The sequence below is a fragment of the Streptomyces koelreuteriae genome, from assembly GCF_018604545.1.
GTDB lineage: Bacteria > Actinomycetota > Actinomycetes > Streptomycetales > Streptomycetaceae > Streptomyces > Streptomyces koelreuteriae.
This window is the reverse complement of sequence record NZ_CP075896.1, coordinates 4448753-4475670: the sequence shown is the minus strand read 5'-3', so window position 1 is coordinate 4475670 and position 26918 is coordinate 4448753. Positions and strand designations below refer to the sequence as shown.

Annotated in this window: 27 protein-coding genes and 1 pseudogene; 16 read left to right on the top strand and 12 right to left on the bottom strand. The window is 71.0% G+C overall.

All coding sequences use genetic code 11. From position 1 onward, the window contains the following. Nucleotide 1: 1 nt before the first annotated feature. Genes KJK29_RS20165 through KJK29_RS20145 form a run of 5 tightly spaced genes read right to left on the bottom strand, consistent with a single transcriptional unit; the run spans nucleotide 2 to nucleotide 4395 of the window. Nucleotides 2–661, bottom strand: coding sequence for an ABC transporter (locus KJK29_RS20165; RefSeq protein ID WP_321170436.1), 660 nt, complete (start codon nucleotides 659–661; stop codon nucleotides 2–4). Further along, nucleotides 649–2166, bottom strand: coding sequence for an ABC transporter permease (locus KJK29_RS20160; RefSeq protein ID WP_215120544.1), 1518 nt, complete (start codon nucleotides 2164–2166; stop codon nucleotides 649–651). Before KJK29_RS20160 ends, KJK29_RS20165 begins: the two co-directional genes overlap by 13 nt. Then, a complete protein-coding gene (locus tag KJK29_RS20155; protein ID WP_215120543.1) occupies nucleotides 2163–3023 on the bottom strand; it encodes an ABC transporter ATP-binding protein in 861 nt (286 codons plus the stop codon). The genes KJK29_RS20160 and KJK29_RS20155 overlap by 4 nt, the downstream gene beginning before the upstream one ends. Further along, nucleotides 3020–3856, bottom strand: a complete 837-nt coding sequence (locus tag KJK29_RS20150; RefSeq protein ID WP_215120542.1) for a zf-HC2 domain-containing protein — start codon at nucleotides 3854–3856, stop codon at nucleotides 3020–3022. The genes KJK29_RS20155 and KJK29_RS20150 overlap by 4 nt, the downstream gene beginning before the upstream one ends. Beyond that, complete coding sequence (locus tag KJK29_RS20145; RefSeq protein ID WP_215120541.1) at nucleotides 3853–4395, bottom strand: RNA polymerase sigma factor; 543 nt, start codon at nucleotides 4393–4395, stop codon at nucleotides 3853–3855. The genes KJK29_RS20150 and KJK29_RS20145 overlap by 4 nt, the downstream gene beginning before the upstream one ends. Nucleotides 4396–4508: 113 nt before the next feature. Between KJK29_RS20145 and KJK29_RS20140 the strand changes: the two genes are divergently transcribed. From KJK29_RS20140 to pstB, 11 genes are all read left to right on the top strand, one after another. Beyond that, the gene (locus KJK29_RS20140; RefSeq protein WP_215120540.1) at nucleotides 4509–4901 is read left to right on the top strand and encodes a GntR family transcriptional regulator; all 393 of its coding nucleotides are present in this window, start codon (nucleotides 4509–4511) and stop codon (nucleotides 4899–4901) included. Continuing rightward, nucleotides 4898–5782 (top strand): ABC transporter ATP-binding protein, encoded by an 885-nt coding sequence (locus KJK29_RS20135; RefSeq protein ID WP_215120539.1) that lies wholly within the window; start codon nucleotides 4898–4900, stop codon nucleotides 5780–5782. The genes KJK29_RS20140 and KJK29_RS20135 overlap by 4 nt, the downstream gene beginning before the upstream one ends. Beyond that, nucleotides 5779–6783: an ABC transporter permease gene (locus KJK29_RS20130; protein ID WP_215120538.1), complete on the top strand. Its 1005-nt coding sequence runs from the start codon at nucleotides 5779–5781 to the stop codon at nucleotides 6781–6783. Before KJK29_RS20135 ends, KJK29_RS20130 begins: the two co-directional genes overlap by 4 nt. Further along, complete coding sequence (locus tag KJK29_RS20125) at nucleotides 6780–7727, top strand: hypothetical protein (RefSeq protein ID WP_215120537.1); 948 nt, start codon at nucleotides 6780–6782, stop codon at nucleotides 7725–7727. The genes KJK29_RS20130 and KJK29_RS20125 overlap by 4 nt, the downstream gene beginning before the upstream one ends. Before the next feature lie 162 nt (nucleotides 7728–7889). Next, entirely contained in the window at nucleotides 7890–10259 is a 2370-nt protein-coding gene (locus tag KJK29_RS20120) for an RNA degradosome polyphosphate kinase (RefSeq protein ID WP_215120536.1), read from the top strand. Then, nucleotides 10240–11427, top strand: a complete 1188-nt coding sequence (locus tag KJK29_RS20115; protein WP_215120535.1) for a CHAD domain-containing protein — start codon at nucleotides 10240–10242, stop codon at nucleotides 11425–11427. The genes KJK29_RS20120 and KJK29_RS20115 overlap by 20 nt, the downstream gene beginning before the upstream one ends. A 28-nt stretch (nucleotides 11428–11455) precedes the next feature. Further along, nucleotides 11456–11920 carry an NUDIX hydrolase gene (locus KJK29_RS20110; protein ID WP_215120534.1) on the top strand — a complete coding sequence of 155 codons (465 nt, stop codon included), beginning with the start codon at nucleotides 11456–11458 and terminating at the stop codon, nucleotides 11918–11920. Nucleotides 11921–12096: 176 nt separating this feature from the next. After that, nucleotides 12097–13221 (top strand): phosphate ABC transporter substrate-binding protein PstS, encoded by a 1125-nt coding sequence (gene pstS / locus KJK29_RS20105; RefSeq protein ID WP_215120533.1) that lies wholly within the window; start codon nucleotides 12097–12099, stop codon nucleotides 13219–13221. 133 nt (nucleotides 13222–13354) lie between these two features. After that, nucleotides 13355–14356 carry a phosphate ABC transporter permease subunit PstC gene (pstC, locus tag KJK29_RS20100; RefSeq protein WP_215120532.1) on the top strand — a complete coding sequence of 334 codons (1002 nt, stop codon included), beginning with the start codon at nucleotides 13355–13357 and terminating at the stop codon, nucleotides 14354–14356. Continuing rightward, nucleotides 14353–15414, top strand: coding sequence for a phosphate ABC transporter permease PstA (pstA, locus tag KJK29_RS20095; RefSeq protein WP_215120531.1), 1062 nt, complete (start codon nucleotides 14353–14355; stop codon nucleotides 15412–15414). The genes pstC and pstA overlap by 4 nt, the downstream gene beginning before the upstream one ends. Nucleotides 15415–15458: 44 nt before the next feature. Next, nucleotides 15459–16235, top strand: coding sequence for a phosphate ABC transporter ATP-binding protein PstB (gene pstB, locus KJK29_RS20090; RefSeq protein WP_215120530.1), 777 nt, complete (start codon nucleotides 15459–15461; stop codon nucleotides 16233–16235). Nucleotides 16236–16358: 123 nt separating this feature from the next. Here the strand turns inward: pstB and KJK29_RS20085 are convergent, their stop codons facing one another. Beyond that, entirely contained in the window at nucleotides 16359–17357 is a 999-nt protein-coding gene (locus KJK29_RS20085; protein WP_215120529.1) for an inorganic phosphate transporter, read from the bottom strand. Nucleotides 17358–17364: 7 nt separating this feature from the next. Further along, nucleotides 17365–17985, bottom strand: coding sequence for a DUF47 domain-containing protein (locus KJK29_RS20080; RefSeq protein WP_059418711.1), 621 nt, complete (start codon nucleotides 17983–17985; stop codon nucleotides 17365–17367). Between the two features lie 204 nt (nucleotides 17986–18189). On the opposite strand from KJK29_RS20080, the gene KJK29_RS20075 reads away from it, so the two are divergent. Continuing rightward, nucleotides 18190–18522, top strand: a complete 333-nt coding sequence (locus KJK29_RS20075; protein WP_251057869.1) for a metal-sensitive transcriptional regulator — start codon at nucleotides 18190–18192, stop codon at nucleotides 18520–18522. A gap of 45 nt (nucleotides 18523–18567) precedes the next feature. Here KJK29_RS20075 and KJK29_RS20070 read toward each other — a convergent pair whose 3' ends face one another. Together KJK29_RS20070 and KJK29_RS20065 are read right to left on the bottom strand one after the other, a co-directional pair. Beyond that, nucleotides 18568–18750, bottom strand: coding sequence for a hypothetical protein (locus tag KJK29_RS20070; protein ID WP_215120528.1), 183 nt, complete (start codon nucleotides 18748–18750; stop codon nucleotides 18568–18570). A gap of 85 nt (nucleotides 18751–18835) precedes the next feature. Continuing rightward, the gene (locus KJK29_RS20065) at nucleotides 18836–19687 is read right to left on the bottom strand and encodes a hypothetical protein (protein ID WP_215120527.1); all 852 of its coding nucleotides are present in this window, start codon (nucleotides 19685–19687) and stop codon (nucleotides 18836–18838) included. 360 nt (nucleotides 19688–20047) lie between these two features. Between KJK29_RS20065 and KJK29_RS20060 the strand changes: the two genes are divergently transcribed. Next, on the top strand, nucleotides 20048–21604 hold the full coding sequence (locus KJK29_RS20060; protein ID WP_215120526.1) for an FAD-binding oxidoreductase: 1557 nt from the start codon (nucleotides 20048–20050) through the stop codon (nucleotides 21602–21604). Nucleotides 21605–21670: 66 nt separating this feature from the next. Here KJK29_RS20060 and KJK29_RS20055 read toward each other — a convergent pair whose 3' ends face one another. The 3 genes from KJK29_RS20055 to KJK29_RS20045 form a co-directional block, all read right to left on the bottom strand. Continuing rightward, nucleotides 21671–22375: a phosphatase PAP2 family protein gene (locus KJK29_RS20055; RefSeq protein ID WP_215120525.1), complete on the bottom strand. Its 705-nt coding sequence runs from the start codon at nucleotides 22373–22375 to the stop codon at nucleotides 21671–21673. Nucleotides 22376–22597: 222 nt separating this feature from the next. Further along, on the bottom strand, nucleotides 22598–23605 hold the full coding sequence (locus tag KJK29_RS20050) for a bifunctional lytic transglycosylase/C40 family peptidase (protein ID WP_251057868.1): 1008 nt from the start codon (nucleotides 23603–23605) through the stop codon (nucleotides 22598–22600). Between the two features lie 190 nt (nucleotides 23606–23795). Next, nucleotides 23796–24719, bottom strand: a complete 924-nt coding sequence (locus KJK29_RS20045) for an oxidoreductase (protein ID WP_215120523.1) — start codon at nucleotides 24717–24719, stop codon at nucleotides 23796–23798. A gap of 71 nt (nucleotides 24720–24790) precedes the next feature. On the opposite strand from KJK29_RS20045, the gene KJK29_RS20040 reads away from it, so the two are divergent. The 3 genes and pseudogenes from KJK29_RS20040 (at nucleotide 24791) to KJK29_RS20030 (ending at nucleotide 26816) form a co-directional block, all read left to right on the top strand. Next, on the top strand, nucleotides 24791–25393 hold the full coding sequence (locus KJK29_RS20040; protein WP_215120522.1) for a TetR/AcrR family transcriptional regulator: 603 nt from the start codon (nucleotides 24791–24793) through the stop codon (nucleotides 25391–25393). An 83-nt stretch (nucleotides 25394–25476) separates the two neighbouring features. Continuing rightward, a pseudogene (locus tag KJK29_RS20035) lies at nucleotides 25477–26072 on the top strand (peptidase S8); the annotation flags it as partial. Between the two features lie 435 nt (nucleotides 26073–26507). Next, nucleotides 26508–26816, top strand: a complete 309-nt coding sequence (locus KJK29_RS20030) for a hypothetical protein (RefSeq protein WP_210876544.1) — start codon at nucleotides 26508–26510, stop codon at nucleotides 26814–26816. The last annotated feature ends 102 nt before the right edge of the window (nucleotides 26817–26918 follow it).

Genomic DNA, 26918 nt, shown 5'->3' with positions numbered 1-26918 from the left:
TCTAGGAGTACGACCTGCGGCCCGGGCCCCCGCGCCAGGACCACCGCCGCACCGGCTCCCCCACCCCCAGCACCCCCACCAGCAGGGCCACGGCCAACACCACCGCCCACCGGTCATGCGCCGCCGCCCATCGGTCGTCCTGCACGGGCACGAACAGCGCCCACCGGTCGGGCCAGAACAGCAGGGTCAGTACCGCCGAGGTCAGCAGGCCGGCCGCGAGGCGGGGGCCGGGGTGGGTGAGGTCGGTGTGGCGTACCGCGATCACCGCGGCGGTCAGCGCCAGGGCGAAGGCCGACGCGGCCTCCAGGGTGATGTCGGCGACCGGCGGCCGTATGTCGCGCGGTACGAGCAGCAGCGCCACCGTCCACCAGGCCGTCATGAGGGGGAGGACGAGTGCCACCCGCAGTCCGGTGCGGACCGGGCGCGGGGTCGGCACGGTGGAGGTGGTGTGCCGGGCCGGGTCGTCCAGGAGGAACACCAGGCCCACTGCGAAGGCCAGGATCGCCGCCCGGAGGAGGGGGAGCGCGAGCCACTCGCCCGCCTCGCCCGTGGTCCGGGTCAGCGCTGCCATCAGCAGCCCTGCCGCACCGGCCGACCCCACCATCCCCAACGGCAGGGTCCGGCAGACGGCGCCGACCAACTCCCCTCTCAGTACGCGCACTTGTCGTCCCCTTCGGGTGCGGCCACGCCCAGCAGCTCCGCGGCCCGGGCCGCCGTCACCTTCGGCTCGGTCAGCTCGGCCCAGTTGTCCTTCACGCGTGCCGTGACCTCGCCCCGGGGCCGCGCCAGCAGTTCGCGCACCACCTCCGTCTGGGCCTCGGTCATGGACAGGCCGTCCGTCGGCTGGAGCACGACGGCCGAGCCGGTGTCGCTGTCGTCGAGTCGGACGCGCCGCAGCGCGGCCATCGGGTCGGACTCCCAGCCCAGGGCCAGCCACATGACGGTGACGATGCGGCCGTCGCATATCGAGGTCGCGGCCTTCTCCTCGCCCGCGACCAGCACTCCGGCGACGGCGGCCGAGAACTCGGGGACGCGGTTGCCGCCCCACTGGGTGCCCACCGTCACCTCGTGCGGACGCTCCAGCGGCGTCAGCGCGCTGTCACTGGAGAGGCCGTAGCGGGCCTCGATCCGCTGCCGTACGACGATCTTCTGGTCCTGGGCGCGGCCCCCGGCCAGGGACCGCACCCGGTCCACCACCCCGGCCCAGTCCCCGACCCGCGGCCCCCACTCGGGGAACGCGCAGTACATCGATCCGTCCCGCCGGACGCAGGACTGCAACTGCCCGGGGGTGTCCGAGGCGCGTTCGCGGGCGCGGACCAGCTCGGGGGATTCGCCGCCCGTCTGGGTCACCCCGCCCACCAGGGTCATGGCCAGCGCCCCGGCGATCCCCGTCAGGAGAACCGGCTTGCGGCCACCGGCGACCAGGACCGCCGTCAGGCCCGCGCACAGCGCCAGCCCGGCCAGGTACAGGGCGTGCCATCCCGCGGGCCGGCCCAGCAGGTCGGAGGGCAGGGTGTTGCTGGTGGCCTCGACGACGACCGGCAGCAGCCAGCGGCTTGCGTCGTCGCTGGTGCCCCAGAGGAAGAGGAACAGGAACAGGGCGAACACGACCAGCAGCGGCGCGGCCAGCGACGATCGCACGAGTCCTGCCAGGAGGAGCCCGAACAGCCCGGCGAGCAGCACGGTCAGCGGTCCCACGAGCAGTTCGCTCACCGAACCCTGCCCGATCGCGCCGGGCCGGAGTACCTCCCGGCCGAACTGCGCAGCCACGCACACGGCGGTGAGCAGCGCCACGGCCAGGGCCGACAGCGCGTGGGCGACCGCACGCCGCCAGGGCGGCATGACCAGCGTCCCGAAGTACGGCTCCGTCCCGTGCCGCCGGGAGCGCAGCGCGGCGCGATTGACGCACAGCAGCACCGTGAGCCCGACGAGCATGGGCGCGCCCTGGGTGGCGCGGTCGGCGTCCTGGAGGGCCGGATAGGCGCCCCAGTCCTTCCCCGTGCGCCACACGGTCCAGCCGATGTAGACGAGGAAGGCGATGAGCATCGGCAGCATCGTCAGCAGCCGACGGGTCTCGAAGCCGGCCAGGGCGATCACGGCGGCCCACGGCCGGGATCCGTCGGCCCGCTCGTCGGACGCGAGGGGCTTGTCCATCACCGCGGTCATGCCGCCACCTCCACAGCGTCGCCGTCGAGGGTGAGCAGATAGCCGTCCTCCAGGGTGGGTTCGAGGAGCTCGGCGCCGTCCGGCGGGTCCCCCACGTTCCGGAAGGTTCCGGTTCCCGTGCGCCAGCCTGCCTTCGCGCCCGGGTCCCGTTCCGTGCTGCTCCACACCCGCCCCGCGGCCCGGGCGGTCAGCTCGGCGGGGGTGCCGTCGAACCGCAGCCGGCCGCCGGCCATGACCAGCACGCGGTGGCAGAGCATCGCCACGTCCTCCGTCTGGTGGGTGGACAGCAGCACCGTGCGCCCCTCACCGGCTCCCGCGATCAACTCCCGGAAGCGCATGCGCTGTTCGGGGTCGAGCCCGACGGTGGGCTCGTCGAGGACCAGGAAGCCGGGGTCTCCGACCAGGGCGGCCCCGAGGGCGACGCGTTGCCGCATCCCGCCGGACAGCTTCCGGATCCGCTTCCCGCGTACGTCGGCGAGTCCGACCTCGTCCAGCACCCGCCGCACCTCCCGGTGCCGGGCGGACCGGTCGGTCATCTCCTTCAGGATCGCCACGTAGTCGACGAACTCGAAGGCCGTGAAGTCCGGGTGGAATCCCGGCGTCTGCGGCAGATAGCCCAGCCGGCGCCGCACGTCCTGCCGGCCCCGCGCGGTGCCCGGGTCGTGCCCGAGCACGGTGAAGGCGCCCCGGTCGGCGGGCAGGGCCGTGGCGAGGACCCGCAGCAGGGTGGTCTTGCCGGCGCCGTTGGGTCCGAGCAGTCCGGTGACGCCCGGGGACAGCCGCAGCGAGACGTCGTCGAGGGCGCGGGTGCCGCCGTAGCGGAGGCTGAGCCCGGAGGCGGACACGGTCGGGGTCATGCGGCACGTCCCTGGAAGAGGTCGAATCGGTCACGGAGGAGAAAGAGCAGCCCGGCGGCGAGCGCGGCGACCACCGCCGCGACGCTCTGCCCGGCCACGGTGAACGGGGCGAGGGGCGTCTGCGCGCCCGCTTGCAGCGCGTCGGCCAGCACCAGCAGCCCGACCCAGGCCCCGCCGACCAGCGACGGCGCGAGCACCGGCCCCAGCCGGGGCGTCAGCGCGAGCCCCGTGGCGGTGAGCGCCAGCGCGGGCAGCAGCCAGGCCAGCGCGCGCAGCCCGTACGCGGGCAGGGCGAGGGTCGCCAGTCCGTTCATGCCCAGCACCACGCCCAGCACGGCCACGGTCCGGATCATCAGCAGCCTGAACCCGTGCATCGGCGCGACGACGGCCATCTCGTACGTCGGATCCAGCGCGGGTCCGTACGACAGCGCCACCCCGGCCAGCGGCAGCAGCGGCGCGAGCGCGAGGAACAGTGTGAGGGACTCGCCGCCCCTCACGAGGTGCCCCGCAGCCACGCTCAGCAGCAGCACGGCGACGACGGCTCCCAGCCAGGACCTTCGCAGTACGGGCGCCGCCGCCAGCAGCCGCGCGATGTGCCCGGGCACTCCGAGCCGCACGAGCAGGGACTCCAGCACTCCCGTCCGGGGCGCGTCCAGCTCGGCGTCGAGCCGCTCCCACCCCGCGTCGAGGGCGACCGGGTCACTGACCTCGCCCAGCGCCGCCCGGCACGGGGCGCAGGCCGCCAGGTGCGCGTCGGCGGACCACAGAGCCGGTGCCGCCAACTCTCCCCGTGCGTAGGCGCGCAGGTCCTCTTCCGGCACGTGCCACCTCATGCCAATGCCTCCCGCAACTGCTTGCGGGCCCGCATGGCCCGCGTCTTGACCGTCCCCGGCGGAATGCCGAGCAGTACGGCCGCCTCCCGGGTGGTGAGTCCGTCGATGACCGTCGCCTGCAGCACCGCCCGCAACTCCGGCGACAGCCGGACGAGGGCGCCGGCGAGATCTCCGTGCTCCACCCCCGCGAGCACGCGTTCCTCCGCCGACGCCTCGTCCCGGTGCCGCAGCCGCGCCAGGGCCTGGCGCAACCGCCCCCGTGCCCCGTCACCGCGCAGCGCGTCCACCAGCCGCCGCGACCCGACGCGCCACAGCCACCCGGCCACGTCGACGTCCTCCCGGTAGCGGGCCTTGCCGCGCCACACCGCGAGGAACGTCTCCTGCACGACGTCGTCGACGACCCCCACATCGGCGCACCGCCCCCGCAACCGGGCCCGGAGCCACGGCGCGTACCGCCGGTACAGCTCCTCGAAGGCACGCCGGTCGGCATCCGCGGCGATGGCTCGCAGCAGCTCCCCGTCGCTTCTCGTTTCGCTCACATCTCCTCATCGGACCGGCCCGCGCGATCGGTTCACGAAAGCACGCTTGACTTTCCGACCCGCCCTGCACCACCCTTTCACTACTCAATTAGTGAAAGGGTGGTGCAGGGCAAGTGGTCGACTACCGCATCGACCGGCGCAGTGGCGTGGCCACCTATCTCCAGATCGTCCAGCAGACCAAACGGGCCCTGCGCCTCGGCCTGTTGGAGCCGGGCGACAAGCTGCCCACGGCTCGCGAGGTGGTGGAGGCCACCGCCATCAACCCGAACACCGTTCTCAAGGCCTATCGGGAGCTGGAGCGCGAGGGCCTGGTCGAGGCGCGCCGCGGACTCGGCACGTTCGTCCGCAGGTCCCTCGGCACCGCTCCCGCCGACTCCCCGCTCCGCGCGGAGCTGGAGGCATGGGCGACCCGGGCCCGCGAGGCCGGACTGGAGCGCGACGACGTGGACGCCCTTTTCACTTCCGTACTCGATACGCACTTCGCGCGACTCAAGGGGGACGCATGACCGACACCGCCATCGAGGCGGCGGCGCTGGGCAGGAGCTTCGGGCGGCGCCGCAGGAAGGCCCTGGACGGCTGCGCCTTCCGGCTCCCAGCGGGCCGCGTGTGCGCCGTCGTCGGCCCTAACGGCGCCGGCAAATCCACTCTGCTCGCCCTCGCGGCCGGGTTACTGAGACCCACCGAGGGCTCGATCACCGTCCTCGGCCGGACCCCGGCCGCGGCCCGCGAGCACCTCGCCCACGTCGCCCAGAACAAGCCCCTCCACCCCCAGCTCACCGTGGCGGGCACCCTGCGCATGGGCCGCGACCTCAACCCCCGCCGCTGGGACGCCCGGACCGCCGAGCGGATCATCGCGGAGGGCGACCTCGACCCGGATGCCAAGGTCCGCACGCTCTCGGGCGGCCAGCGCACCCGCGTCGCGCTCGCCCTGGCCCTCGGCAAGCGCCCGGAGCTGCTGCTTCTGGACGAGCCGATGGCCGACCTCGACCCCCTCGCCCGGCACCAGTTGATGGCGACCCTCATGGCCGACGCCGCCGACCGCGGCACCACGGTTGTCATGTCCTCGCACGTGGTGGCGGAGCTGGAGGGCTCCTGCGACCATCTGCTGCTGCTCGGCGGCGGGCGGGTCCGGCTGGCCGGGCCGCTGGAAGACCTGCTCGCCGCGCACACCCTGGTCACGGGCCGCGCGGGTGACACCCTGGACCCGCACACCGTGGTCGAGTCCCGCACCACCGGCCGCCAGCTCACCGCACTGGTCCGGCCCGCGGGCCCGCTCGGCGACGAACGGCACACCGACCGCCCCTCCCTGGAGGAACTGGTCCTCGCGCATCTGCGCTCCCCGGAGGCCCCGCCGCTCGTCTGCGACGCGCAGGAGGCCGCCGCATGACCGCCGTGACCGCAGTCCCGCCCGTCGCCGCCAAGGGCCTCTCGGCACCGCGCGGCCTGGTCCTGGCGACGCTGCGCGTGCACCGCTCGGCGCTGCTGTTCTGGCTGATGCTGACGGCCGTGGGCATCGGCACCCTGCTGTGGGCCGCAGGCCCCGGCACCGACGCCGCGCTGGCCGAATACCGGGCGCTCGGCTGCGAAGTGCCGAACCCGGTCCAGGCCTGCGCCTACCCCGGAGCCGCAAGCGCCCGCTACCAGACAGCCATGGCGATCGCCTCCGGCCTCCTCACCCTGCTGCCGGTGCTCACCGCGGCCTGGGCGGGAGGCGCCCTGACGGGGCGTGAACTGGAGAGCGGTACGGCCGAGCTGGCCTGGACCCAGTCGGTCAGCCCTGCCCGCTGGCTGGCCGCCAGACTCGCGATCCCGGCCCTGCTGCTCATGGCGGGCACGCTCGCGATCACCCTGTTTCTGCGCATGCTGTGGTCGTCGTCCCAGAATTCCGTGAGCCGCCTCCAGAGCGGATACGAGTGGCACGACAGCGGCGTCTTCGAGGTCAACGGCCCCGTCGCCACCGCCCACGTCCTCGCCGCCCTGGCCCTCGGCGTCCTGGCCGGCCTGCTGCTGCGCCGCGCCCTGCCCGCCCTCGGCGTCGCGGCCCTGGCCACCGTGTCCCTGGTCTACGTGCTCGACGAGCTGCGTCCGCACCTGTGGCCCACGACCACGATGGTGACGTCCGTCGAGAACACCCCGGACCTACCCGGCTTTGTCGTCGAAGGGGGCGTCCTCACCGCCACCGGCGCCCGGGTGCCCGTACCGGACTGCTGGGGAGAACCCGCCTGCTCCGCCGAGTCCGGCATCACCGGCCTCTACGCCGCCTACCACCCGTCCTCCCACTTCTGGCCCCTCCAGCTCATGGAGAGCGGCATCGCCCTCGCCGTCGCCGCCCTGGCCGTCGCCGCCGCCTTCTGGCTGCTGCGCCGCCGCACGGGAGCCGCCGTATGACCGCTCTCAGCGCGACGACCGAGCCAGGGACCCGTCCCACCGCCCCGCCCGCCGCCCGGCACACCGGCCCGGGCGGCCTGTTCCGGGCGCTGTCGCGGACCCACCGCACGGCCCTGCTCCTGTCCGGCCTCGCCCTGACCGCGGTGGCGGCCGCCCTGGTCTGGCTGCACTCCCTGGGCGACGAGGCCCGCGCGGGTGTGAGCGCCTGCGCGACACCCCCGGCCGACGGGCTCCCCTCCTGCGCGGCGGTCGACGCGATCACCGCCGACGAGATTTACTCAACCGGTCTGTCCGTGATCGCGACGGTGCTGTCCTGGGCGCTGTTCCCCGTGGCCGCCTGGGCGGGCGGCACGCTCATCGGCCGCGAGCTGGAGCAGGGCACCGCTCAGCTGGCCTGGACCCAGTCGGTCGGCCCGCTGCGCTGGCTCGCGGCGAAACTGGCGCTCCCGGCCGCGCTGCTCACCGCCGGCACGAGCGGGCTCGTCCTGCTGAACCTCTGGGCCCGCGGAGACGGCGACCCGGACCTGGCCGGCGACTGGTACGAGGCGGACGTCTTCGTGTCGACGGGCCCGACGGCCGTGGCGTACGTCCTGGCAGGTCTCGCCCTCGGCGCCCTCGCCGGTCTGGTGTGGCGCCGGGCGCTGCCGGCCGCGGGAGTGGCCCTCGGCGCGTCCCTGCTCCTCCACAGTTTCCTGGAGCGCCACCGCGAGGATCTCTGGCCCACCATCACGCGCATCGCGCCGAACAGCATCGAACTCCCCCGCTCGGCCTACCAGGTCTCCTGGAACACCCCGGCGCCGAACGGCGCGCAGACCACCCACACCACCTTCCACCCCCAGTCCCACTTCTGGCCCCTGCAATATGTGGAAACAGGCCTGCTCCTGGCCTTGGCCGCAGCCGCGACAGCCACCGCCTTCGTCGTCCTGGCCCGTCGCCTCCCCTGAACCCGGTCCGCGCGTCCTCCCACGGGGGGCGGACGCGCGGACCAGCCGGCGACATCGTCCACAGCCTGTGGGCAACTCCCCACCCCCGCGAGCCTCCCCCCGCTATCCCGCACGTCATGTCTCCGTAACCATCGATTCAGACGAGCTTGCGAAGCTCGGCCAATGAATCCCGCCGTGCCAGAGCCTTCGCCACCCCGTCAGGGGCCTGCGGGGAACGGGAACACTCATGTGACACCCCCGATCCCTCCCGCGCTGTCCGACGCGCCCGTGATGCTCGCGGCGCGGAAGAATGGGTCCATGAGCCAGCCGAACACCCAGGCACAGGTCCAGCACGCGCAGCCCTCCGTGGGCTCCATCGCGGCGCACCGCCCGCACACCATCGCGGCGGCCGTCTCCGACCTCGAACCCGATATCGACGCCGATCTCGACGCGTACGAGGAGTCGCCGGCCGACGGCGCCCCCGCGCTGCCGCAGGGCCGGTTCCTCGACCGGGAACGCAGCTGGCTCGCGTTCAACGAGCGCGTTCTCGAACTCGCCGAGGATCCGAACACCCCCCTGCTGGAGCGGGCCAACTTCCTCGCGATCTTCGCCAGCAACCTGGACGAGTTCTTCATGGTCCGGGTGGCCGGTCTGAAGCGCCGTATCGCCACCGGCGTGGCCACCCGCTCCGCCTCGGGCCTCCAGCCCCGCGAGGTGCTGGAGATGATCTGGGCCCGCTCCCGCGAGCTCATGGCCCGGCACGCCGCCTGCTACCACGAGGACGTCGCCCCCGCCCTCGCGGAGGAGGGCATCCACCTGGTCCGCTGGAGCGAGCTGCAGGAGAAGGAGCAGGCCCGCCTGTTCACCCTGTTCCGGCACCAGATCTTCCCCGTGCTGACGCCGCTGGCGGTCGACCCGGCGCACCCCTTCCCGTACATCTCCGGCCTGTCTTTGAACCTGGCCGTCGTCGTACGGAACCCGGTCACGGGCCACAAGCACTTCGCCCGGGTGAAGGTGCCGCCGCTGCTGTCGAGGTTCCTGGAGAGCTCCCCGGGCCGCTACGTCCCCATCGAGGACGTCATCGCCGCCCATCTGGAGGAGCTGTTCCCGGGCATGGAGGTCCTGGAGCACCACGCCTTCCGCCTGACCAGGAACGAGGACCTGGAGGTCGAGGAGGACGACGCGGAGAACCTGCTCCAGGCCCTGGAGAAGGAGCTCATGCGGCGCCGCTTCGGGCCCCCGGTGCGCCTGGAGGTCGAGGAGTCCATCGACCGCGAGGTCCTGGACCTGCTGGTGCGCGAGCTGAAGATCAGCGAGGCCGAGGTGTACCCGCTGCCGGGCCCGCTGGACCTCACGGGCCTCTTCCGCATCGCCTCCCTGGACCGGCCCGAGCTGAAGTACCGCAAGTTCGTCGCCGGCACCCACCGCGACCTCGCCGAGGTCGAGTCGGCGTCCGCGCCGGACATCTTCGCCGCGCTGCGGGAGCGGGACGTCCTGCTGCACCACCCGTACGACTCGTTCTCCACGTCCGTGCAGGCGTTCCTGGAGCAGGCGGCCGGCGACCCGGACGTCCTCGCGATCAAGCAGACCCTGTACCGGACCTCGGGCGACTCCCCCATAGTCGACGCCCTCATCGAGGCCGCCGAGTCCGGCAAGCAGGTCCTGGTCCTGGTCGAGATCAAGGCCCGTTTCGACGAGCACGCCAACATCAAGTGGGCGCGCAAGCTGGAGGAGTCCGGCTGCCACGTGGTCTACGGCCTGGTCGGTCTGAAGACCCACTGCAAGCTGTCGCTGGTGGTCCGCCAGGAGGGCGACACGCTGCGCCGCTACAGCCACGTCGGCACCGGCAACTACCACCCGAAGACGGCCCGCCTCTACGAGGACCTCGGTCTGCTCACGGCCGACCCGCAGGTCGGCGCGGACCTCTCGGACCTCTTCAACCGGCTCTCCGGCTACTCCCGCCGCGAGACCTACCGCCGTCTCCTGGTCGCCCCCAAGTCGCTGCGCGACGGCCTGGTCGCGCGGATCACCAAGGAGATACAGCACCACCGCGCGGGACGCCCCGCGCACGTCCGTATCAAGGTCAACTCGATGGTCGACGAGGCCGTCATCGACGCCTGCTACCGCGCGGCCCAGGCGGGCGTGCCGGTGGACGTGTGGGTGCGCGGCATCTGCGCGCTGCGCCCGGGCGTGGCCGGCCTGTCGGAGAACATCCGGGTCCGCTCGATCCTCGGCCGCTTCCTGGAACACTCCCGGGTGTTCGGCTTCGGCAACGGCGGCGAGCCCGAGGTGTGGATCGGCAGCGCCGACATGATGCACCGCAACCTCGACCGCCGGATAGAGGCCCTGGTCAGGGTCACCGACCCGGCCCACCGGGCGGCCCTGAACCGGCTGCTGGAGACCGGTATGTCCGACGGCACCGCCTCCTGGCACCTCGGCCCGGACGGTGACTGGACCCGGCATGCGACCGACGCGGACGGCCAGCCTCTGCGCAACGTCCAGGAGATGCTCATAGACGCGCGGAGGCGCCGGCGTGGCACAGCGACACCTTGACCCGACGACCCCCCTGGCGTCCCCCCTGGAGGGCCCAGCCCCCACCGGGGACGCCCTCGCGGACTATCTGCGGGCCCAGGCCACGGAGTTCCTCCGGGCGCTGCGCCTGCACCGCGAGACGGGGTCGGGCGCGGGCGCCTCGGAGGGATCGGCCGACGCGGCGCGCGCCCTGCGCCGCTCGGCGCGCCGTATCAGCTCCAGCCTGCACACGTTCCAGTCCCTCCTGGACACGGACTGGTGCGAGGGCATGCGCCCGGAGCTGGCCTGGGTCTCGGGAACCCTGGCCATGGAGCACGCGTACACCTCCCGTCTGGAGCGCCTGCTGAACGCGCTGCACCGCCTGTCGGGCTCCACGGCGTTCCCGGCCCAGCCGGCGGGCGCGACGGCATCCGCCAAGGCCGGAGCCCCGGGCCAGACGCCCTCCGCGCCGGACCGCCCGACAGCACCTGCCAAGGCCGGTACTCCGGGCCACACACCCTCGACGGCACCCGCCAAGACCGGCACCCCGGCGCACACGGCCTCCGCACCGGAGCGCGGCAATCTCACCGTCGGCGCGGCCAAGGCGGGCGCCCTGCTCGACCGCCAGCTCAACCTGGCCCGCACCCGGGCCCACTCCACGGCCCTGCAGGCCCTGGGCAGCAGCCGCTTCCACGCCATCGCGGACAAGGTCGCGGTCCTGGCCAGCGAGGTCCCCCTCACCAAGGCCGCCGGCACCACCGACCTGCGCCCCCTCGCCACGGCGGCCGAGGGCCGTCTCACGGACGCCGTGGCCGCCCTCCCCCTGCTCACCGCGGGAAACCCGTACAACGCCTCGGCCCTCGTCCACGGCCTGTCCCCGGACACCGTCCCGCACCCGCAGGACGCCCCCTGGCACCAGGTCCGTCTGCTGCTGCGCCTGCACCGCTACGCCCGCGAGGCCCTGCGCGGCGAGCCCAACGGCAACGCCGTGGTCGATCTGCGCCTGCTCTCCGCCGGCCAGGCCCTGAACCGCCACCGTGACGCCTCGGAGGCGGCGGCAGCGGCGGCCCAGGCGGCGCGTACCCCGCGCATCGCCCCGGCGACGGCGTACGCCCTCGGCGTGCTCCATGCCGACCAGCGCCATGAGGTCGAGGCGGCGCGTTTCGCGTTCCAGCAGTGCTGGCAGAAGGAAACCGTCGGCACGTCATGACCGGCCACGCCACCGAGGAGGCGGTCAGGTGAGCTCCCCCGACGACACCACTGTTCAGGCGGCGGGCTGCGTTCTGTGGCGCCGCTCCCCCGTCACGGGCGAGCTGGAGGTCTGCCTCGTCCACCGGCCGAAATACGACGACTGGTCCTGGCCGAAGGGCAAGCTCAAGCGCGGTGAGGAGGCACTCGCCGGTGCCCTGCGCGAGGTGGCCGAGGAGACGGGCTGCCGGGCCGTGCCGGGCACCGAGCTGCCCACCCAGCACTACCTCGCGAACGGCCGCCCCAAGCAGGTCCGCTACTGGGCGGCCGAGGCGATATCCTGCGCGTTCTCCCCGTCGGACGAGGTCGACCGGGTGCTGTGGCTGACACCCGCCGCCGCCCGTGCCCGGCTGACGCAGCCCCACGACCGGCCCTTGGTCGACGCGCTGCTCGCGTTACCCGCCCCGGAAAGCGGAACCCGGACGTTCTCTCCCCGTAAGCGTTCCGTGACCTAACCACACCTTCGGCAGGGGTTCACCCCTCGTTCATTTATGGCCATAGGCGCCTTCACCTGATCTGCCTAATTTCAGCCTTACCCGACGCGAACCGCGCCTGCCGCGCTTCAGCGTCCCGCGTCACCCAGACTTCGCACGCCGCCGGATCAGGACGGCGGCTCCCGGAAGGAACTCAAGTGAAGCTTCAGCGCATGAACCGGCGGGCCCTCGCTCTCGGTGCTCTCGCCGTCTCCGGCGCCCTGGCCCTCACGGCGTGCGGCTCCGACGACACGGGCACCAGCAGCGGCGGCTCGTCCGCGGCCGCCAAGCCCGGCAGCATCAAGTGCGACGACGCCAAGGGCCAGCTCCTGGCCGACGGCTCGTCCGCCCAGAAGAACGCGATCGACGCGTGGGTCAAGCAGTTCACGGCCGCCTGCCAGGGCACGCAGATCAACTACAAGGGCGGCGGCTCCGGCGCCGGTGTCACGGCGTTCACGCAGGGCCAGGTCGCCTTCGCCGGCTCCGACTCCGCGCTGAAGCCCGACGAGGTCACGGCCTCCAAGAAGGTCTGCTCCGGCGGCCAGGGCATCAACCTGCCGATGGTCGGCGGCCCGATCGCGGTCGGTTACAACGTCAACGGCGTCGACAACCTCGTCCTGGACGCCGCGACGCTGGCGAAGATCTTCAACAACGAGATCACCAACTGGAACGACCCGCAGATCAAGAAGCTGAACCCCGACGCGAAGCTTCCGGACCTCAAGATCCAGGCGTTCCACCGCTCGGACGACTCCGGCACCACGGACAACTTCACCAAGTACCTGATCGACACCGCCAAGAAGGACTGGCCCTACGACGGCGGCAAGACCTGGCAGGCCAAGGGCGGCCAGTCCGCCTCCGGCTCCTCCGGTGTCGCCCAGCAGGTGAAGCAGACCAACGGCGCCATCGGCTACTTCGAGCTGTCGTACGCCAAGGACGGCCTGAAGACCGTCGACCTCGACACGGGCGCCGCCCAGCCGGTCAAGGCCACCGTCGACAACGCCACCAAGGCCATCTCCGAGGCCAAGGTCGTCGGCACGGGCAAGGACCTCGCGCTGCAGCTCAACTACGGCACCAAGGCCGAGGGCGCCTACCCGATGGTCCTCGTCACCTACGAGATCGTCTGCGACAAGGGCAACAAGGCCGAGACGCTGCCCGCCACCAAGGCGTTCCTGCGCTACATCGCCTCCGAGGAAGGCCAGAAGATCCTCGCCGAGGCCGACTACGCGCCGATCCCCGCCGACATCATCTCCCAGGTCCGCACCACCGTCGATGGCCTGAGCTGACCCGAGTGCGGCCCGGCCCCCTCCCCGGGACCGGGCCGCACCGTCCGGTGCACCGCCGCCAGTGGCCGTACCCCCGGTACGGCTCCGCAGAGCCACCGCCCACCGGGCACGGCTCCGCAGACCGGAGAACCTGATGGACACATCCACACAGATAACCGACGCACCTCCCCCCGCTCCGCAGCCGGCCACCGACAAGCGCGCGGCGCGCGGGGCCACCCGGCCCGGAGACCGCATCTTCCTCGGTCTCTCCCGCGGCTCGGGCATCCTGCTGCTGGTGATCATGGCCGCGATCGCGGTCTTCCTCACCTACCGCGCCACCCTCGCGATCAGCAAGGACCAGGGCAACTTCCTCACCACCTTCGAGTGGGACACCAACCTCGTCCCGCCGAACTTCGGCATCGCCGTCCTGGCCTTCGGCACGGTGATCTCCTCGATCATCGCCATGGTCATCGCGGTCCCGATCGCCGTCGCCATCGCGCTGTTCCTGACGCACTACGCCCCGCGCCGGCTCAGGGGCCCGATCGCTTATGTGATCGACCTGCTCGCCGCCGTGCCGTCGATCGTCTACGGCCTCTGGGGCGCGCTGGTCCTGGTGCCGAACATGACCGGCCTCTTCGGCTGGCTGAACGACTACCTCGGCTGGACCGGCATCTTCTCCTGGCAGGGCGGCGCGCCCCGCTCGATGCTGACCGTCGGCATCCTGCTCGCGATCATGATCCTGCCGATCATCACCAACGTGAGCCGCGAGGTCTTCCGCCAGGTCCCGCAGATGCACGAGGAAGCGGCCCTGGCGCTCGGCGCCACCCGCTGGGAAGTGATCCGCATGGCGGTCCTGCCCTTCGGCCGCTCCGGCGTCATCTCCGCCTCGATGCTCGGCCTCGGCCGCGCCCTCGGCGAGACCATGGCCGTCGCCACCGTGCTCTCCCCGAGCTTCCTGATCGAGACCAGCCTGCTCGACCCGGGCGGCGGCACGTTCGCGCAGAACATCGCCAGCAAGTTCGGTGAGGCCACCGAGTTCGGCCGGGACGCGCTGATCGCCTCCGGTCTGGTCCTGTTCGTCATCACCCTGCTGGTCAACGGCGCGGCCCGCGCGATCATCGCCCGCCGCAAGGAGTACTCGGGGGCCAACGCATGAGCACCGCAACCATCGCCCCCAAGGGCCCCAGCTCCCTGCGCGGCGCCCGGCTGCCCAAGTGGGCCCCGTACGGCATCGCCGCCGGCTCCGTCGCCGTCGCGATCGGCATCGGCCTCGCGGGCGGCCTGCACAGCCGGATCCAGTGGGGCCTGATCGCCGCGCTCCTCTACCTCGTCGGCACGTACGGCATCGCCACGGCCGTCGAGGGCAAGCGCCAGGCCAAGGACCGCATCGCGACCTCCTTCGTCTGGGTCGCCTTCCTGCTCGCCGTCGTACCGCTGGCCTCGCTGATCTGGTCGACGGTCGTGCGCGGCGTCAAGGTCCTCGACATCTACTTCCTGACGCACTCCATGGGCGTCGTCGCCGACACCGAGCCGGGCGGCGGTATCTACCACGCCATCCTCGGCACCCTGGAGCAGGTCGGCCTCGCCACGGTGATCGCCGCGCCGATCGGCGTGCTCACCGCGATCTACCTGGTGGAGTACGGCAAGGGCAGCCTGTCCAAGGCCATCACGTTCTTCGTCGACGTCATGACCGGCATCCCGTCGATCGTCGCGGGTCTGTTCATCCTCAGCCTCATGCTGATGTTCGACATGCAGCCCTTCGGCTTCGCCGGCTCGCTGGCCCTGGCCATCCTGATGATGCCGGTCGTCGTCCGCTCCACGGAGGAGATGCTCAAGCTCGTCCCGAACGAGCTGCGCGAGGCCTCACTGGCGCTCGGCATCCCGAAGTGGCGCACCATCCTGAAGGTGGTCCTGCCGACCTCCATCGGCGGCATCACCACGGGCATCATGCTGTCGATCGCCCGCATCACCGGCGAGACCGCCCCGGTCCTGCTGCTGGTGTGGGGCAACGCGTTCATCAACGCCAACCCCTTCGAGGGTGCGCAGGCGTCGCTGCCGCTGTACATCTATCAGCAGTACGCGAACAGCGCCGGCTCCGGTGCGGCCTACGACCGTGCCTGGGCGGCGTCGCTCACCCTCATCGCCTTCGTGATGCTCCTGAACCTGGTGGCCCGCGGGATCGCCCGCTGGAAGGCCCCGAAGACCGGTCGCTGACGCGGCCATACAGCGACTGTCTGAGTCTGGAAGTGACGTACTAAATGGCCAAGCGAATCGACGTGAGCGGACTCACCGCCTACTACGGCTCCCACAAGGCGATCGAGGACATCTCGATGACCGTCGAGCCGCGCTCGGTGACGGCGTTCATCGGCCCGTCCGGCTGCGGCAAGTCGACGTTCCTGCGCACGCTGAACCGGATGCACGAGGTGACGTCCGGCGGCCGTGTCGAGGGCAAGGTGCTGCTGGACGACGAGGACCTCTACGGCTCGGGCATCGACCCGGTGTCCGTGCGCCGTGAGGTCGGCATGGTGTTCCAGCGCCCGAACCCGTTCCCCACGATGTCGATCTTCGACAACGTCGCGGCGGGGCTGCGCCTGAACGGCAGCTACAAGAAGAGCGAGCTCTCCGACATCGTCGAGCGGTCCCTCAAGGGCGCGAACCTCTGGAACGAGGTCAAGGACCGCCTGAACAAGCCCGGCTCGGGCCTCTCCGGCGGCCAGCAGCAGCGTCTGTGCATCGCGCGGGCGATCGCGGTCGAGCCGAACGTGCTCCTGATGGACGAGCCCTGCTCGGCGCTCGACCCGATCTCCACCCTCGCCATCGAGGACCTGATCGGCGAGCTGAAGGAGCGCTTCACGATCGTCATCGTGACGCACAACATGCAGCAGGCGGCGCGCGTCTCCGACCGCACGGCGTTCTTCAACCTCGCGGCGGTCGGCCAGCCCGGCAAGCTCATCGAGATCGACGAGACGGAGCGCATCTTCTCCAACCCGTCGGTCCAGGCCACCGAGGACTACATCTCCGGCCGCTTCGGCTGATCCGGCCCCGCGAAGACTCCTCGCGGTGCTGCATGGCGGTGCCACCGCGAGGCCGAAAAAGGGCCCGCCCCTACTCCCAGGGGCGGGCCTTTTCGCGCACTCGCGCGGCTGACTGCGGGACGGCTACAGGAACGCCAGGTTCACGATCCCGAACGAGGCGGCGGCGACCAGCGCGGCCGCCGGCATGGTGATGAACCAGCCGAGAATGATGTTCTTGGCGACGCCCCACCGCACGGCGTTCACACGCTTCGTCGCGCCCACGCCCATGATCGCGGAGGTGATGACGTGCGTCGTGGAGATCGGCGCCTTGAAGAGGAACGCCGTGGTGAACATGATCGACGCGCCCGTGGTCTCCGCCGCGAAGCCCTGCGGCGGGTCCAGCTCGATGATCTTCCGTCCGAGCGTCCGCATGATCCGCCAGCCACCGGCGTACGTGCCGAGCGACAGCATCACGGCACAGGCGATCTTCACCCACACCGGAATGGGGTCGCCGTAGTCCTCGACATCGGCGATGACGAGCGCCATCACCACGATGCCCATCGTCTTCTGGGCGTCCTGCAGACCGTGCCCCAGCGCCATACCGGCGGCCGAGACGGTCTGGGCTATGCGGAAACCCCTCTTGGCCTTGTGCGGGTTGGCCTTGCGGAAGATCCACATGATGGCGGTCATCACCAGATAGCCGGCCAGCAGACCGACCACGGGGGAGATGAACATCGGGATGACGACCTTCTCCAGCACCCCGCTCCAGTAGACCGTCGTCCCGCCGGCCAGTGCCGCGCCCACCATGCCGCCGAACAGCGCGTGCGAGGAGGACGAGGGAAGACCGAAGTACCAGGTGATGAGGTTCCAGACGATCGCGCCCACCAGCGCGGCGAAGAGGATCCCCATCCCCTTGGAGCCGACGGGCGTCTGGATCAGGCCCTCGCTGACGGTCTTGGCGACCCCGGAGCCCATGAACGCGCCGGCGAGGTTCATCACCGCGGCCATGGCCAGGGCGGCCTTGGGCGTCAGAGCCCGCGTCGACACGGAGGTGGCGATCGCGTTCGCCGAGTCGTGGAAGCCGTTGGTGTACGTGAAGAAGAGCGCGACCCCGATGGTCACGACCAGAGCGAAGGTGTCCATGAAGGGCTCAGGACTCCTTGACGGCGATGGTCTCCACCGTGTTCGCCACGTGCTCGAACGCGTCCGCCGCCTCTTCCAGCACGTCCACGATCTGCTTCAGCTTGAGGACCTCCATGGCGTCGTACTTGCCGTTGAAGAGGTGCGCGAGCAGCTTGCGGTGGATCTGGTCGGCCTGGTTCTCCAGGCGGTTGACCTCGATCCAGTACTCGGTGAGGTTCTCCATCGTCCGCAGATGCGGCATGGCCTCGGCCGTCAGTTCGGCGGCGCGCGCCAGTACCTCGATCTGCTGGTCGACGCCCTTGGGCAGTTCCTCGACGTTGTAGAGGACGACCAGGTCGACGGCCTCCTCCATGAAGTCCATGATGTCGTCGAGGGACGAGGCGAGGGAGTAGATGTCCTCGCGGTCGAACGGCGTGATGAACGAGGAGTTCAGCTGGTGGAAGATCGCGTGCGTGGCATCGTCACCTGCGTGTTCCGCTGCCCGCATACGCTCTGCGATCTCGGCCCGGGCGGATGCGTCCGCCCCGAGCAGTTCCATCAGGAGCTTCGAGCCCGTGACGATGTTGTCCGCGGAGGCGGCGAACATGTCGTAGAAGCTCGTCTCCCTGGGGGTCAGACGAAAGCGCACGTGGGGTCCTCGGGGTGCTTCGGTTTCGGTCAGGCCGATGCTAGGCGCATCATCCGGCCACGGCTATCGGGCCGCCCCCCAGTGTCGCCCATCATGCACAGTGGTGAGCACGGGGGCGGTCCGAGGGGCCGTATACCCGGCAAAGTTCGGTACCATATACCCACTAGGGGTATATGTCGGCTCACTGCCCACCAGGAGGACCCGATGACGGACGTGACCGACACCACCGATGTCGGAAATGTCACCGACGCCGGTGTTCACGGGTACCACAAGCAGAAGGACGAACACCTCAAACGCCTGCGCCGCATCGAGGGCCAGATCCGCGGACTGCAGCGCATGGTCGACGAGGACGTCTACTGCATCGACATACTCACGCAGGTCTCCGCCTCCACCAAGGCCCTGCAGTCCTTCGCCCTGCAGCTGCTGGAGGAGCACCTGCGGCACTGCGTCGCGGACGCGGCCCTCAAGGGCGGCGACGAGATCGACGCGAAGGTCAAGGAGGCGACCCAGGCGATCGCCCGCATGATGCGGACCTGAGTCGGTTGCCGCGGACCCATCCGGTCGCCGCGGATCCTGAGCCGCCTACCTCCTGGATGCCGAGGCGTCCCGCTCCTCGGCCACCCTCAGCACCTCGTCGATGCTCTGCAGACTGAGCCGCTCCTCGTGCGCGGCCGAGGCCGCGATGATCAGCTCCCCGCACAACTCGATCTCGGCGAGGGCCACGTAGTCCTGAACTGCCGTACCGCCGACCGGAGCCACGTGCATCACCTCGTCTCTGCCGTTACCGACTTCCTAGAGTAGGGAGCGGCCTACACACCGCGCATGGCACGGACGGGCTAGTTCACGCCGGTCACCTCTCGGCGATCTTGCCCGCGTAGATGTCGTCGTCGTCCGGCAACCGTACGCGCACCGAAGCCCCGAAAGCGTAGAGCAGTGTGGTCGAGGCGACGGCGACGGGGCTCTTCTGCTGCCCGCCGACGAAGCTGAACCGGTGCCTGACCTTGCGGATGCGGCCCTCGTCGTCGAGGTAGGCGTCGAACGGCACCTCGGCCGTGGCGAACCCTTTCGCCGCCGCGGCCAGTGCCCCCTTGTTGCCGCCGGAGGCCCGCCGCGCGGCGGCGGCGAGATCCGCCGTCCCCCGGTAGTGCCGCACCCCGGTGCCCGCGACCTCGGTCCTGCCCACGTATCTCGCCGTCCGCGTCCCGCGCAGCACCTCGGCCGCCGCGAACGGATCGGTGGCCCCGCCGGTGACGAGGTTCCCGTCGGACAGGGTCCGGGTGTCCACCCGCACCCACTTGTCCGGCGGCACACCGGCGCCCCGGTTCTTCATGAACAGCGCCCCGGGCGCGAGCAGTTCGGTGATGGGCCGGTGCTCCGTGGCCCCCGCGGGATCCTGCGGAAGCAGCACCTTCAGCCGCCCCATCCGCTTCCGGTAGTCGTAGACCCCGGCGCCCCGGATGGTGACCCGGGTCCCGCCGGACGCCATCTCCATCGACGTACGGGCCTTCGAACTCCCCGCGTCCACCAGCCGGTCGGCGGCCCGGTGCAGCACGGCGACCGCGTCACCGCCCCGGGAGTCCCCGGCGGCCGCGTCACCGCCCGAACACCCACCGGCCCCCAGCCCCACCCCGGCCACGATCACGGCCGCGACGACCGCCGCGCCCGTCCGCCTGTGCCACCGTTCCCGCTGCCGCCCAGTCATCGCCTGCCTACCCCCAGCCGGTACGTCCGTCACGGGCCCCCTCGTTGTTCCGGATAACGACGGGTATGTGCCCCCCGTCACGCGAGCCCGCGGCCGCCGCCATGCGAACCCTTTACCCGGGGTGGGTAACGTGGTCCTCGTGGCGCAGCAGGACGGGCCGGAACACCTCACGAGCACAACGGAGAAGGGTCGCTTCTGCATGGCCCACTGCACCTGCGGCTGGCGCGGCCCGGCGAGAAGAGCGAGAAGCCAGGCGCGCACGGACGCGGAGAAGCACGCGGCGGGCTGACAAGGCCGAACACCATGGAACCCCCACCCCCTACGGCCCCGTCTCCCACGACGGAACCACCGGGAGGCCCCATGGAACGGCGTACATTCCTCGCAGCCGGCACGGCAGGCATAGCCGCGGCCGCAACCCCCTTCACCACCGCGTGCACGAAGTCGGACACGGACGCCGGGGCCAGAGCCACCGCCAGGACCGCGGCCACCGGCACGAAGTCGAACGTCACCGCCGCGAACTGGTCCGCCCTCGCCCGCGACCTCGACGGCGCCCTCGTCCGACCCGGCGACTCCGCCTGGACCACGGCCCGGCAGCTCTACAACACCCGCTTCGACAGCCTCAAGCCCGCCGCGGTCGCCTACGTGGACCACCCGGACGACATCCGCACGGCCCTGGCCTACGCCCGCGCCCACTCCTTGCGCGTGGCGATCCGCAACGGCGGCCACTCCTACGCCGGCTGGTCCTCCGGTGACGGCCGCCTGATCGTCGACGTCTCCAAGCTCAACCGCGTACGGGCCTCGGGCAGCACCGCCGTGGTCGGCGCCGGCGCCAAACTCATCGACGTCTACCGCGCCCTGGCCGCGAAGGGCGTCACGATCCCCGCCGGCTCCTGCCCCACGGTCGGCGTCTCCGGCCTCACCCTCGGCGGCGGACACGGCGTGGTCTCCCGCGCGTACGGCCTGACCTGCGACAGCCTCACCCAGGCCACGCTGATCACCGCGGACGGCAAGCAGCTCACCGCCAACGCCCGCGAGAACAAGGACCTCTTCTGGGCCCTGCGCGGAGCGGGCAACGGCAACTTCGGCGTCGTGACGGAACTGCGTTTCAAGACCCACCCGGCACCGCAGGGCGTCTCGGCGTATCTGTCCTGGCCCTCGACGAAGGCCGCAGCGGTCGTGAAGGCCTGGCAGGAGTGGGGCCCGTCACAGCCCGACGAGATCTGGTCGTCCCTCCACCTGGCGAGCGCCGCCGGCGGCAGGCCGACCGTCTCCGTCGCGGCCTTCTCCCTCGGCACCTACGGCGAACTGAAGAACGCCGTCGACCGCCTGGCCGACCGCGTCGGCGCCCCGGCGAGCAGCGTCTCCCTGAAGCGACGTTCCTACGAGGAGTCGATGGAGGTGTACGCCGGCTGCTCCTCGTTCCCGACGGACGCGCAGTGCCATCTGCCCGGCTCGACTCCGGGCCGTTCCCCGAAGGGCGCGCTGGGCCGCGAGACGTACGCCGCCGCATCGGACTTCTTCGACCGCTCCCTCTCCGCGGCCGGCATCCGCACGCTGCTGGCCCAGATCGGCTCGGTACGCGGCGGCACGGGCAGCATCGCCCTCACGGCCCTCGGCGGAGCGGTCAACCGCGTCTCCCCCACCTCGACGGCCTTCGTCCACCGCCGCTCGCGCATGCTCGCCCAGTACATCGCCGCCTGGCGCCCGGGCACGACGGGCACCACGGCCCGCGACTGGCTGGCCTCGGCCCACAAGTCCATGCGCCCCCACGCCTCGGGCGCGGCCTACCAGAACTACACGGACCCGACCCTGACGAACTGGCGCAAGGCGTATTACGGAGACGCGGCCGCCCGCTTGAAGAAAGTGAAGAACGAGTACGACCCGACCCGCTTCTTCACGTACCCGCAGGCGCTGTAGGTAGGACTGAACTGCGGGCAATCGTGCCGCTAAGGGCGGCACGGGTGGGCGCAGCGACGCCGGTCACTACGCAGCAAGGTCCCGCTCAGAAGCCGACTCCCGCCGAGCCCCGGGAATCACCGCACCTTCCCCGTCAACACCGTTACGCCCACGAGCCCGCACCAGCCACCCCACCCGAGGCGACCGCTCCACAGCCCGCACCACCGGCGTCAGCAACGCCATGGCCACCGGCGACAACAGCAACGCCACAGCCGTACCCAGCGCGAACCCGCCCACGACATCCGTCGGATAGTGCACACCCATGTAGACGCGGATGAACCCCCCGAACACCGCCAGCACCAACGCGACGAGCCCGAACCGCCGGTTCGCGACGAACAGCCCCACCGCCATCGCCATGACGATCGTCGCGTGGTCACTCACGAACGAGTAGTCGGTCTTGCCGGAGACCAGCACCTCAAGCCCCTGATGGTCGAGGAACGGCCGAGGCCGCTCCACGAACCCCCGTATCGGGACGTTCACCAGGACGGCGATCCCCGCCGCCAGCGGCGCCCAGACCAGCGCCGCGACAGAGGACGCCGCGTCCTCGTCCCCTCGGCGCCGCACGGTCCACCAGCACCAGACCACGAGCAGGACGATGGCGAGCAGCAGCCCGTATTCGCCCACGTACTCCATGACCCGGTCGAACCACCCCGGCGCGTCCTTGGCCAGGCCATTGATGTCGTACAGCAGGTCGACGTCAGGGTTCGACCCGGATTCGGCGAGTCCAGCCATGGTGCTGCGGGCCCCTTCGTCGTCTCTCCCGGCGCACCTGTGCGTACGCCGCTCCTGCCACCCCCGTGGTTGTAGATCCGCTTCCGCACTGACGTCCGCTCGGCTACGTCATCAGGAACGCATGGTCCCCGTTGATACGTTCCACACTCCACCGAATGATCACGCAGACGTTATCGAAGAGAGATACGTCTTCGCAGCTCAGGGGGTGGGTTCACGCTCGGCTCACACCGTCGTGGGCAGTGCTTTCGCGCCATCTTCGGTGACTCGGGTGGCGCCGAAGTAGTCAGGAGTGTCGATCGGGTCGAAACGGATGACAGCCCCCGTACGCGGCGCGTCGATCATGTACCCGCCTCCGACATAAATACCGACATGCCGGATGGCCCGTGAATTGGTGGGGTCGTCCGAGAAGAACACGAGGTCGCCGGGGAGCAGTTCGTCCCGGCTCGGGTGCGGTCCCGCGTTGTACTGGTCGTTGGCGACGCGCGGGAGCTTGATGCCCACGGTCTCGTAGGCGGCCTGGGTCAGCCCCGAGCAGTCGAAGCGTCCGCCCTGCTCAGCGGTACCGGTGCCGCCCCACAGATAGGGCGTGCCGAGCTTCTTCTGCGCGTACTCGATCGCGCCGGCGGCCTGCTCGGAGGGGTCGACCCGACCGACGGGCGCCGCGAAGCTCTCCGAGAGCGTCGTGATCCGCTTCACGTAGTTCCGGGTCTCGCTGTACGGCGGCACGCCCCCGTACTTGATCACCGCGTACGCCCCGGCGTTGTAAGCGGCCAGCATGTTTTCAGTCAGATTCCCGCCGACCTTCTTCACGTACGAGGCGAGTTCGCAGTCGTACGACGCGGCGGAGGGAATCGCGTCCTTCGGGTCCCATACGTCCCGGTCCCCGTCCTTGTCCCCGTCGATGCCGTGCGAGGCCCAGGTGCCGGGGATGAACTGCGCTATCCCCTGCGCGGCGGCATGGCTCTGCGCCCTCGGGTTGAACCCGCTCTCCTGGTAGAGCTGAGCGGCGAGCAGGGCCGGGCTGATGGCGGGGCAGAGGTTGCCCCACTTCTGCACCAGGTCCGAGTACGCGGCGGGCACCGCCCCCTTGGCCAACGCCTTCGCCCCACCGCCCACGCCATTGGCCAGGTTCCCGGCGACGATGTACACCCCGACGACCAGCAGCATCACGAAGGCCAGGGCGGAGCTGATCGCAACACTCGCCACGATCCATGCCTTACGCACCGTCAACCGCCCCTCACCGCACGCGAGTCCGTCGCCTGGCCAGTGTAGAGGGGGCCGCCGCACTCAGGAATGATCACAAAGAGGAGAGTCGGGGGCGGAACGAAGAACCGGCCACGCGCACGCGCGGCACGCCGGAAGCACGCTCAACGGCACCGGCGCACGGGGGTCGTCACGGGATCGGACGGGCTCCCCCCTCTTACGCCGGTTCCCCCACGGTCAGCGGGAACAGCGTGCCCGTCAGCTCCTCCGACACCCGCCACAGCCGGCGTGCCGTCTGGGGGTCGCTGGCCGCACGGGAGCGGCCGACCAGGGTCGGGGCGCCGCGCATCTCGCCGAGGCCGTCGGGGCCGACGTAGCTCGCGCCGGGCAGATCCTGGGTGGCGGCATAGAGGGTGGGGAGTGCGCCGGCCCGGTCGTCCTGCGCGAAGAACCGGTTGCCGAGGCGCATGAAGGCGCGCGCCGCCGGGTTGGCCGCGTGGCTCTGGAGGTTGGTGGCCGCGTAACCGGGGTGGGCGGCCAGGGCGCGGACGGGGGAGCCCGACTCCTCCAGCCGGCGCTGGAGTTCCAGGGTGAACAGGAGGTTGGCCAGCTTGGACTGGGCGTAGGCGCGCTGCGGGGTGTAGCCCGTCGTCAGATCCAGGTCGTCGAAGCCGATCCGCGCGCCGCCCCAGCGGTGGGCGCCCGAGGAGACCGTGACGACGCGGTCGGTGATGTGCGGGAGCAGCAGGTTGGTCAGGGCGAAGTGACCGAGATGGTTCGTGCCGAACTGCATCTCGAAGCCGTCCTTGGTGTGCTGCCTGGGGAGCATCATCACGCCGGCGTTGTTGATCAGCGTGTGCAGCGGCTCCCGCCAGGCCTCGGCGAACTCCCGTACGGAGGAGAGATCCGCCAGGTCAAGGCGCCGCACCTCGGTGCTGCCGCGCACGGTCGCCGCTGCGGCCCGCCCCCGCTCCGGGTCCCGTACGGCGAGGACGACATGCGCCCCCGCCCGGGCCAGCGCGTCGGTCGCGGTGAGACCGATGCCGCTGTTGGCGCCGGTGACGACGACGGTCCGGCCGGTGAGATCGGGCAGACGGCGCGCGTCCGATGCCTCATTGCTCTTCGTCTTCTTCTCAGCCATACCTCGAATGTAGGCGCCGACAACAATGCTGTCAATGACAACAATGATGGCGGTATCAACATCGGGATACGATGGTGCCCATGCCCGAGAGCCGCCCCTACCACCACGGAGACCTGCGCTCCACCCTGCTCGCAGGCGCCGAGCGCACCCTGCGGGAGAAGGGGGCCGGCGCGCTCTCCCTGCGCGAACTGGCCCGCGAGGCCGGCGTCAGCCATGCCGCCCCCGGCCGCCACTTCAAGGACAAGCAGGCCCTGCTCAACGCCCTGGCGCTCGCCGGGTACGACCGGCTGGGCCAGGCCCTGGACGGCGCCGACGACGCCACCCTCCCGCTGGAGCGGCGGCTCACCGCCCTCGCCCGGAGCTATCTCGCCTTCGCGATCGACAACGCCGAGCTGCTGGAGCTCATGTACGCCCGCAAGCACGAGCCGGACGCCTCGGAGCAGATGGCCGCGGCCGTCGACCGGACGGTGGGCTCCCTGGAGCGGGTCATCGCCGACGCCCAGGAGCGCGGCGAGATCATCGCCGGCGACCCGCAGCACCTCACCCTGCTGACCGGCGCCACCCTCCAGGGCATCGCCTCCTTCGCGGCGGGCGGCATGCTCGCCCCCGAGGCGGCCCTCGACGGCATCGAGGAGCTCGTCCACCTCCTCCTGCACGGCCTCAAGCCCCGCTGATCCCGGGCCCCTTGGTCAAGCCGCGCCCATCCCCCGGCCATCGAGCCGCCATCGACCGGCAAGCCCGGCCTCCCCTTCAGCACGACCCGACCGCCGAGTCGGACCTCGCCACGTACCGCTCGCACTACGGCCTGCCCGCAGATGGCGCCGCACCGGCTCCGCCGTCACCGCCACCGCCGCGCTCCTGCTGCTGGGCCGGCGAGATCTCCCTCGACCTCGACATGGCGAGCGCGATCTGCCCGAACTGCCACATCACGCTCGTCGAGGCCAAGTCCGCCTCCATGACCAACCTGGGCACCGCCGTCAACGAGGCCGTCGCCCTGGGCGCCAAGTACGTCTCCAACAGCTACGGCGGCGGCGAGTCCTCCTACTTCAACCACCCGGGCGGCGCCATCACCGTCAGCGCGGGCGACGCGGGCTACGGCGCCGAGTGCCCGGCGGCCTCCAAATACGTGACGGCCGTCGGCGGCACCAAGCTCACCTCCTCCTCCACCACCCGCGGCTGGACCGAGAGCCTCTGGAGGACCAGCAGCACCGAAGGCACCGGCTCCGGCTGAACGACGTCACCGGCGGCTCCAACGGAAGCTGCACCACCAGCTACCTCTGCACCGCCCGGACGGGCTACGACGGACCGACCGGCTGGGGCACTCCCGAGGGACTCGGCGCCTTCACCGGCTGACCCCTCCCATCCCGTGACAGAACGTCACCGGCGAACGGGCCGCGGCATCCCAGCCGCGGCCCGTTCCTCGCATTCGGTAGCCTTCACCCGGAGAACACGGGCGCGACCACTCACCCGACCGACCGTCAAAAACGGTCCATAAAGGTGACGCAGGACGTAAAAAGGAACAACGACGGAACCTCACGACAGGTTTCGCTCAGGCCTCATTGCCCGTCGTGACCTGCCGTGATACACAGAGTGACCATACGATCCTTCGCGCACCGTCCGTCGCCTCCTTCAGGGGCCGGCGCGGAACGGTGGCAAGGTATTCGTACGAAACCTGCCAATCAATGACGCCAAGTCGACATCCGACAGCGTCATTGTCGGCGAGAATGAGGCCTGACCTCTGCACGACCGCAGAGGGTGCGGAACTACCCAACAGGGGCGGTGACTTACATGCTCTTTGCGGCCGACAAGGGAGACATCAACACGATCATCGGCGGGATCGCTCCGGACTGGGGCCCCTTCGGCAGCCTGGGCAACGAGGCCAAGGTGATGATCGAGGTCGTGATGGCGGTCGCCATCCTGCTCTGCCTCGGCATCGCCATCTGGGGCGCGGCGAAGCAGCGCATCGGTGCGACGGCCCTCCGGGACACCTTCAGCGCCGAGCAGGGCAAGGGCCTCATCGTGGCCGGCCTCACCGGAGTCTTCATCATCGGCTCCCTCGGCACGCTGTTCACCATCGTGTACGGCATGGCCGTGTAGCCCGGGCACCGTCCGCCCGGCCGGGCACGCCCGGCTCCCTCTCCATCCCACCCGCCCGTCGTGCCCACCGGCTGAGGTTGCGTTTCCCTGATGTCGAGTCAC